General features: G+C 69.8%; 5 protein-coding genes. All 5 read left to right on the top strand.

The window, feature by feature from the left end:
- A partial coding sequence (locus ABE505_RS16925; protein ID WP_346445531.1) for an SIS domain-containing protein occupies positions 1-514 on the top strand: 514 nt, incomplete at its 5' end.
- A 120-nt stretch (positions 515-634) separates the two neighbouring features.
- Entirely contained in the window at positions 635-2,083 is a 1,449-nt protein-coding gene (locus ABE505_RS16930; RefSeq protein WP_346445822.1) for a Wadjet anti-phage system protein JetA family protein, read from the top strand.
- A complete protein-coding gene (locus ABE505_RS16935) occupies positions 2,080-2,724 on the top strand; it encodes a DUF4194 domain-containing protein (RefSeq protein ID WP_346445823.1) in 645 nt (214 codons plus the stop codon). The genes ABE505_RS16930 and ABE505_RS16935 overlap by 4 nt, the downstream gene beginning before the upstream one ends.
- Complete coding sequence (locus ABE505_RS16940) at positions 2,711-6,139, top strand: SbcC/MukB-like Walker B domain-containing protein (protein WP_346445824.1); 3,429 nt, start codon at positions 2,711-2,713, stop codon at positions 6,137-6,139. Before ABE505_RS16935 ends, ABE505_RS16940 begins: the two co-directional genes overlap by 14 nt.
- Positions 6,140-6,153: 14 nt before the next feature.
- Entirely contained in the window at positions 6,154-7,386 is a 1,233-nt protein-coding gene (locus ABE505_RS16945; RefSeq protein ID WP_346445825.1) for a Wadjet anti-phage system protein JetD domain-containing protein, read from the top strand.
- Positions 7,387-7,762 lie beyond the last annotated feature (376 nt).

Below are 7,762 nucleotides of genomic sequence, written 5' to 3' on the forward strand. Positions count from 1 at the left end.
CCACCTGCCGGGCAGCGTGCAGCACGCGCTCAACCTCGAGCCGCAGATCGCCTCGTGGGCCGAGCGCTTCGCGCCCAAGCAGCATGCGCTGTTCCTGGGCCGCGGCGTGCACTACCCGATCGCGCTCGAAGGCGCGCTCAAGCTCAAGGAGATCTCCTACATCCACGCCGAGGCCTACCCGGCGGGCGAGCTCAAGCACGGCCCGCTGGCGCTGGTCGATGCCGACATGCCGGTCGTGGTGATCGCGCCCAGGGACGGGCTGCTGGAGAAGGTGAAGTCCAACATGCAGGAAGTGCGCGCGCGCGGCGGCGAGCTGTTCGTGTTCACCGACGCCGACAGCAACTTCGGCCCGTCGGAAGGCGTGCACGTGATCCGCACCCCGCGCCATGTGGGCGTGCTGAGTCCGATCGTGCACACGATCCCGGTGCAACTGCTGGCCTACCACACCGCACTGGCGCGCGGCACCGACGTCGACAAGCCGCGCAACCTCGCCAAGTCGGTCACCGTCGAGTAGGCCCTGTGGAGCGCCGCCGCCCGGCCGTTGCCGGGCGCGGCAGCATGCCCACGCCGGCCGCGCGATCTGTGAAAATGCCGCGGTGAAGACGATGCACCACCCGCACGGACGCGCCGCCAGATGAGCGATCCGACGCCGCCCTCGCTGTTCTCGGTCGTGCCGGCCGGCGTGTTCGGCCCGCTGGCCTCGGCCAACCGCGAGCACTACTGGCTGCTGCTGCACCGGTTGTTCGATGAATTCTTCGGCCCCGATGCGCCAATGCCGCCCAGTCACGGCTTGCCGCGTCGCGAGATCACTGCCGCGATCGAGCGCTATCTGGTGGCCGACGACCCCTGGGAGGACGAGGACGGGCAGGGTCCCGACACGCCGCCAGGCATTCGTGCGCACGGCATCTACGAACGTTTCCGCAACGCCGGCTGGCTGCGCCAGGAGCGCATCGGCGCGCGCGAGATGGTCGCCATGCCGCCGGCGGTCTCGCAACTGCTGTCGACGCTGGTCGAGTTCGCCGAACACGGGCCGACCTTCGTCTCGGCCAAGGTGCGCTCGATCGAACTGCAGATGCAGCAGGTCATCGACGGTGGCGGCGCTGGCGACGCCCTCGACGAAGCGGCCGACCAGGCCCGCCGGCTGCTGGTCTCGCTGGCGTCGATGAGCCTGCAGGTACGCGACCTGATGCCCGAGCTCAGCCGTGCCGAGACCACCGCGCAGTTCGCGCGGCAATGGTTCGAGCAGTACGTCTCGCGCTTTTTCATCGGCGACTACGCTGGCCTGCATCGTGCCGACCACCCGCTGGCGCGCCGCAGTTCGATCCTGGCGATGGTGCAGCAGGTCGAGACCGGCCCGCGGCACGAGGCGCTGCGGGCCTGGTACCGCGAGCATCTGACCGGTGGCGACGATGCGCGGGCGGCGCTGCGGCTCGGGCGCAGCCTGCGCCGGCTGCGCGAACTCGAGCGCATCGACGAGTACCTCGGCCGGCTCGATGACGACATCCGCCAGGCCAATCGTCGCGCGCTGGCCTTCCTCGACTACCGGCTGCGCGCGCCCGACCGGCTCGACATCCTGCTGCGTCGCGCTTGCCGCGGCGTGCTGACTGCGCCGGCCGAGGCGCTGCGGTTGCCGGTCGCCCCCGGCGCGCTGATGGACGAGACGCGCCTGCGTCCGCCGCGGACCCGGCCACAGCCCATCCCTCGCAGCGCCAATGCCGCCCAGGTCCCGACGCCCGAACAACTCGCGCGGCTGAGCCTGTTGCGGCGCATGAAGCGGGCGCGGCTGGTCACCGCCGAGGATATGGCCCGTTATGTCGGCCGCCATCTGGGCGAGGCCGACCGCGTCGATTCGGATCAGATGCGCGTGGCCTCGATCGAGGACCTGCGCGCCTACCAGACCCTGCTTACGCTGGCGCTGCGCAGCCAGCGGATCGGTGGCCTGCGCCGCGACGATCCGCTCAGCCGGCTATTGCGCGGCTTCCGCGTCGAGCTTCTCGATTCCACCGAGCCGCTGGACAACGGCGTACTGCGCGCACCGCGCTTCGTCGTCCGCCGTCTCGCGCCCACCCGGACCCCCGCATGAAACGCAGCTGGAACACCTTGAGCCAACAGTCCAACGGCCTGTACGCCGTGCAGGACTTCGAGCGCGCCGCCTACCGGCTGGTCACCGAGCAGGTGCTCTACGCCGCCGATCGCACCGCACGCGTGGCCTATCACTTGGTCGAGGACCATTTCGACGATTTCGTCGGCGCGCTCGCGCCGCTGGGCATCCGGCTGGCGCGCAATCCGCACTACCGGTACCTGGTCGCGTTGCCCGCGCATGGCGAGGGCGTCGCGGTCACGCTCGATGAGACCTTGCTGCTGTTGGTGCTGCGCCAGCGTTACGACGAGGCGATGCGCCAGGGGCAGATCGAGGAACACGGCGAGGTCGTCGTCGAACTGCCCGAACTTCAGGAGGCCTACCAGGCGCTGGTCGGCCGCCCGATGCCCGACGTCGGCACCTTGCGCACGCTCGCGCGCAGCCTGCGCCGCTGGGGCCTGGCGCGGTTGGTGGATTCTGATCGCGACGATCCGCAGCCATTCCATCTGGTGGTGCGCCCGGCGATCGTGGAGATCGTCGGCGAGCTGTGGTTGCAGCGCCTCGACCAGCACAATCGCGACGACGACGGCGCCTCGGACGACAGCGCTCAGGACGAGTCGGAGGACGACGATGCAACTGCTTGAACGCGTCCATCTGGTGCAGTTCTTCCTGTTCGAGGCGCAGACGCTCGAACTGGACGCGACCAGCGCGATCATCGCCCCCAACGGCGCTGGCAAGAGCGCGTTGCTCGACGCGCTGCAGATCGTGCTGCTGGGCGGCGACCGCAGCCGCATCCGCTTCAATGCGCAGGCCGGCGGCAGCGCCCGCGCGCGCACGATCCGCGATTACTGCCTGGGCGTGTACCGCAGCGGCGACGACGGCCGCAAGCGGCGCACTGCGACCACGTACATCAGCCTGGTGTTCCGCGACCAGGAGACCGGCCAGGCGCTGACGGCCGGCATCGCACTGGGCGCCTCCGTCGACGAACCCGAGCATCGCCTGCACGGCCTGTATCTGCTGCCCGGCGTCGCGCTGGAGCGCGACGACCACCTGGAACGCATCAAGGGCCGCGAATTGCCGCTGGCGTGGCCGACATTTCGTGAACTGGCCGCGCGCCGCTGCCGCGAGGCGGGCGAGAAGGTCGAACTGCACACCACCAGCGAGCGCTTCGTCCGCGACCTGCTGTTCCGGCTGCGCGCCGGGCCGGGCGTCCAGCCCGACCTCAACGCTTACCGCAAAGCGTTCCAGAACGCGCTGAACCTGCAGCGGGTGGAGGATGTCGACCTGTTCGTGCGCACGCTGGTTGCCGAGGACCGGCCGACCGACATCGCCCGCTTCCGCGCGCTGCTCGAGAGCTTCCGGCAGATCCGCGACAAGATCGAGCAGGTCCGCCAGCGCATCGAGTCGGCCGAAGAGGTCGAGCGCCAGTACGGCAAGATCGCCGCGCAGGCGGTGCGCGCCGCTTCCTACCGTGCACTGGCGGCCGAGTACCGCCGCGACCTGCTCGGCGAGCAGGTGGAGCAGGCCGAACAAGCGGGCGAAGCGGCCCGCCAGGCGCTGGCGGCCGCCCGCGTGCAGTTGCAGGACGCGCGCAGCGAGCGCGAAAGCCTCAAGCACGAACTCGAGCTTGCCCAGCAGCAACTCCAGGGCAGCCGCGGTTACGGCGAACAGGCCTCGTTCGATGAACTGGCCGAGCGCGACCGCGAGGAACTGGCCCGCCTCAAGCGGGAACTCGGCACCCAGTTCGCCTATGTGCGCGACCAGTTGCAGGCGGTGCGCGGCCTGGCGGCCCCCGAGCTCGATGCGGCCCGGATCGACGACGCCGTTGCCCCCTGGCGCGACTGGGCCAATGCGCTGAACGACCTTGCGCCCGACGCTGCCATCGCGCTGGCGCCCGATCGCTTCCATGCCCAGGCCCTGGACGCGCTCGCGGCGGCGGCGCCACTGCGCGCGGCCGTCGCCACGCGCGCCCGCGCCGCATACGAGGCCTGGCAGACAGCGCGCAGCCGTCGCGATGCGCTCAAGGGCAACCAGCAACGGCTGAGCGTCGGCAAGGCCGGCCTGCGTGACGACGTCATGCGGTTGATGAACTACCTGCATGAAGCCGGGATCGAAGCGCAGGCGGTCTGCGACCTGGTGCGTGTGCGTGACGCGGCCTGGCAACCGGCCATCGAAGCCTATCTGCGCAGCCACGTCGAAGCGTTGCTGGTGCCGGCTGGCCAAGAGGAGCAGGCGGTGCGCGTGTATCGCGCGCTGCAGGGCGCGCGCGCTGTCTACGGCGTCAAGCTCGCATTGCCCGGCGCGGCGCGCGTACAACGCAGTGAACGTCCTGCGGCCGACAGCGTCGCGGCGTTGATCGAGGGCGATAACGCCGATGCGGTCGCCTATCTGCGGCGGCAGCTCGGCGATCTGCGTTGCGTGGAGACCGAGGCCGAGGTGGTCCGCAGCCGTCAAGGCCTGACCCGCGACGGCCTGGTCGCCAAGGGCGGCGGGATCGAGCGGCGGCGCCTGCCCGCCGGCTCTGAGCTTCGGATCGGCGCGAACGACGGCCGCGAACGCCTGCGCGTGTTGCGTGAAGAGCTCGAGGCGGTCGAGCGCGACCTGCGCGAGTGCGAACCCGAGGCGCGGCGCCTCGACGCACTCCAGCAAGCCCTCGCCCGGTTCGCCGACGCCGGCGAGACCGCCGACGCCCTGCATGCGCAGCTGCTGCAGCATCGTCAGATCGAATCGCGCTACCGCGCCCGCGTGCGCAGCCAGGCCGAGGCGGTCGATCCCGACCTGCTGCGCCTGAGCGAACAACTGCGCGCGTTGCGCGAGCGTCATGACGAGAACGAGCGCCGGATCGAGGGTCTGATCGGCACCGAGGCGGTGTCGCGCAGCGGCGTCGACCAGGCGCAGCGGGTGCTCGAAGGCCTGCAGGCCCAGGAAGCGCTCGTCGCCCAGGCCGCGGTCGATGCCTTCCGCGACGGCGACGTCGATCCGAACCGGGTGGAGCGCCAGCGCGAGGAGCTCGACGCCAAATGGCCCTCGCTCGAGGAGCGCAGCCGGCGTTGCGACGAGCGCGCCCGCGACAGCGACAGCCAGCTCGCCCGGCTGCTGCCCGAGGCCTGGAGCGCGCTGGCACAGTACGCCCGCGATCATGGCCTGAGCCTGGAGTTCGACGCCAGCGCCTGGCGCCCGGCGCGCAGTCTGCTGCAGCGCGAACTCGCCCAACTGCGCGACACCGATCTGGTGCGCTACCAGGGCGAAGCCGAGCAGGCCTACGCCACCGCGGTCGAGACCTTCCGCGCCAGCGTCGCGTCGGCGCTGTACGACAACTTCAATCGCCTCAAGCAACAGATCGCCACGCTCAACCGGACCTTGCGCAGCAGTCCGGCGTTCTCCAACAACGAGCGCTACCAGTTCCATTACGAGGTCGTGCCCGAGTTCCGTGATCTCGAACGCTTCATCCGCCGCGCCGCGGATGTCGGCGGCGAGGACGGCCTGTTCGGCAGCGCCGGTGAAGTGCCGGCTGCGTTCCGCGAGTTGGTCGAGGACGGCGCCGCAGCGCGCAGTGCGCATTCGCCGCTCGACGACTACCGGCGGTTCTTCCGCTTCGAGGTGCAGATCCGACAGGACGATCGCGTGATCGGTTCGCTGAGCGAACGCATGCGCTCGGGTTCTGGCGGCGAGCATCGGGCGCCGCTGTACGTCATCGCCGGCGCCGCGCTCGCTGCGGCCTACGGCAAGAGCGACGTTCACCCCGGCGGTATGGGTCTGATCCTGCTCGACGAGTTCGGCGACAAGATCGATGCCCAGAATGCGCGGGCGACGACGAACTATCTGCGCTCGCTCGGCCTGCAACTCGTGCTCGCCGCGCCCGATACCGCGCAGGGCACGCTCAGCGGCGTGCTCGACAGCTACATCGAGCTGTTCCGCGACGGCGACCTGCTGCAGGTCGAGCGGATCGAGGTCAAGGCGGCCGCCCGCGCACTGTTGCTCAGCGACCAGTTCGACCTGCATCCCGAATTGCTGGTCGAGGAGACGGCCCGCATCGCGAGCGAGCGCAGCGCGACGTGAGCGCCGCCCGGCACGTGCTCGAGCGGCTGCTGCGCAAGGGCGAGCGGGCCTGCCTGCGCGCCCAGTCCGCGCACGCATCGCTGCCGATGACGGGCGCGAGTGCGCCCGAGTATCTGGCGCTGTCCACGCTCTCCGAGCAGGAGGACTTCCACGCGCAGATTCGACTGGCCGAGCGCGAAGGCGCGATCTCGGTCCGACGCGACCAACATCGCGACGACGGGCAACGTCTGCTGCGGTTGACGGTGCGCGATCTGGACGCGTTGGCGCGGCACCTTGGCATCGCATTGCTGGCGACACGCATGGCTGATGCCAAGGGCAGGCTGGTGCAGTGGCTGCCGCGCTTTCCGGTCATCTCCGAGGTGCTCGACGCCTGGGCGCAGGGCAAGGGGCCGGGCCTCGGGCCGGAGTCGGCGGCCGACCTCGCCGACGCGGCGCGGGTCGTGGAGGCGCGACTTGCCGATGCCGGCGCTGAACGCATGCTGCGACGCGAAAGCGTCCGCCTGCTGGGCGACAGCAAACGACTGGAGGCCCTGACGCCGTGGCTCGCGCTCTTGGTCGGCGGTGAGTTGAATGCGGGCGCGCTGGAGCGCGAACACGTCTGGTCCGCGCTCGGCCTGAGGCGCGAGCCGCAGCCGATGCTGATCGCCGGCACCGGCACGCTCGTCGTCGATGGCACCGCGCTGGCGCTGGTCCGACCCTACCTCGGCGTCCCGGTCGAACGGCTCGACGCGGTCGTGACCGAGGCGCGATTCCTGTTGACGGTCGAGAACCTTGCCAGCTTTCACGATGCCGCAGCGTGCGACTCGGTGGCGGACGGCTTGGTGATCTATACCGGTGGCATGCCATCGCCTGCCTGGCGCCGTGCCTGCGCACGCGTACTGCAGGCGCTGCCTGCCGACGCGCCTGTCTACCACTGGGGTGATATCGACGAAGGCGGCTTCCGGATCGCCGCCACGCTGGTCACCACCATGCGCGCGGCGGGCCGCGTATTGAGGCCCTGGCTGATGTCGCCGGACGATCTGTCATCGATCGACGTCGAGGCGGCGCGTCGCCCGTCGGCGACGCAACAGAGCGCCATGCTGCGCTGGGCGCAGACGGCGGGATGGCCAGACGTCGGTGAGGCATTGGCTGCTCGTCCCATGCTGCTCGAGCAGGAAGCGCTGCGTGCCCGGCTGCCTGCGCACGGTGGAGCGCTGTCTGCCATGGCATCGCGACATCCGCATGACAGGGGTGTTGACCCAGTGTGAATTCGGCTTACAATGCGCGCCCCGCAACGCTGCATCGACGCTGAGGTCGGCCAGGGAAGCGGGGACCGGTCGGACTTCTGGGATTTCACAGGGAGTTGACAGATCGGGAAGCTGCGCTAAGATGGGCGGCTCCTTCGGCGGAAACGAACTTCGGTTCGGGGCGCGAAGGGAAGGCAAGAAGATTCACCGAAAGGTGTTGACGAATGCCAAAACCGCGCTAAGATGGGCGGCTCGCTTCGAAGGAAACTTTGAGGCATCGGGAAGTAGGCGCTGAGGCCACTTCCGAAGATCTTTGACAGTGTGCGCAGGATACTTGTGCGGACGTCTGGCAGGTGGCGTTGTCCATCAGCAGACGTTTCGAAAGAGCAACAAGTCA

Source organism: Luteimonas sp. TWI382, from assembly GCF_039674545.1.
In the GTDB taxonomy this organism is placed as follows: Bacteria; Pseudomonadota; Gammaproteobacteria; order Xanthomonadales; family Xanthomonadaceae; genus Luteimonas.